The organism is Cryobacterium sp. MDB2-A-1 (assembly GCF_004402675.1).
Lineage (GTDB): Bacteria > Actinomycetota > Actinomycetes > Actinomycetales > Microbacteriaceae > Cryobacterium > Cryobacterium glucosi.
Genome location: NZ_SOFK01000008.1, coordinates 1 through 1,010, shown reverse-complemented (window position 1 = coordinate 1,010; position 1,010 = coordinate 1). Strand labels below are relative to the sequence as shown.

Sequence of the window (1,010 nt, the reverse complement as noted above, 5' to 3'; positions counted from 1 at the left end):
GCCGGGGTGTGATCCTGCCGGGCAGGGCTTGATGCGGGCGCTCCGTGTTGTAGATCTCGTCGAACCGGTCGACCTGGGCTTGGAGTTCATCGAGGGTCGCCGCGATGGGTTGCTTATCGAGCCAGCGGAACAGGGTCTGGTGGAAGCGTTCGTTCTTGCCCTGGGTGGTGGGTTTGTAGGGTTTCCCCGTGATCGCCTCGACGCCCAGCGAAGTGACATAGGTGACGAGCTGTCCGATGACACCGCGCCGAGAGGGGTTCAGTGCGGCCCCGTTATCGCTGAGGAGTCGCTGCGGGACGCCGTGGGCCGTGATGCCTTTCTTCACCACGGTCAGGGCGCCCTCGGAAGTTTCTCCCCACGCGACGTGGGAGGCGACCGCGAAACGGGAGTGGTCATCGATGAGTTGAAAGATCACGCATTTCCGGCCACCGGTGAGGACGTATTCGGTCGCGTCCAGCTGCCAGCACGCGTTCGGGGCCGGATAGACGAACCGTCGGAACGAGGCCCGCGGTTTCTTCCGAGGCTCGACGCGGGCGACACCGGCATCGCGAAAGATCCTGGCCAGCGACGCCGTCGAGGGCACCGGGGTCATCCCCAGCGACCGCATCTTCTCGTGGACGCTGATCGGCCCATAGTCCAGACCCGATCCCTCCAACACGGCCCGGACTCCGATCGCCTGCTTCTTCACGTCCTCGGCCATCTGGTTCGGACTCGACCGCGGCCGTCGGGAGCGCGGCTCGAGGGCCGCGGCCTGGCCCTCCTCGAGAGCACGCTTCTTGATCGCGTAAAAGGTCTTCCGGGAGATTCCGTGCTCAGCACAGAACGTACTCACGGCGCCTCGCGGAGCATCAGGCGGCCACTGAGTTATAGCGAGACGGACACGGGGATCAACAGGTTCGACACGAGTCATCCCTCAAATGTGTACGCGGGAGAAGTGTCACCACCAAACACGCCCGAATGGTCACCGATCTATTGATGCAGAACTGTCACCGATGTCCTGAGACATAACA

Annotated in this window: 1 protein-coding gene; it reads right to left on the bottom strand. The window is 63.5% G+C overall.

Annotated features, from left to right (window positions below):
* On the bottom strand, nucleotides 1–832 hold an 832-nt coding region (locus E3O39_RS00735), incomplete at its 3' end, for an integrase core domain-containing protein (RefSeq protein WP_134449477.1).
* Nucleotides 833–1,010: the final 178 nt, after the last annotated feature.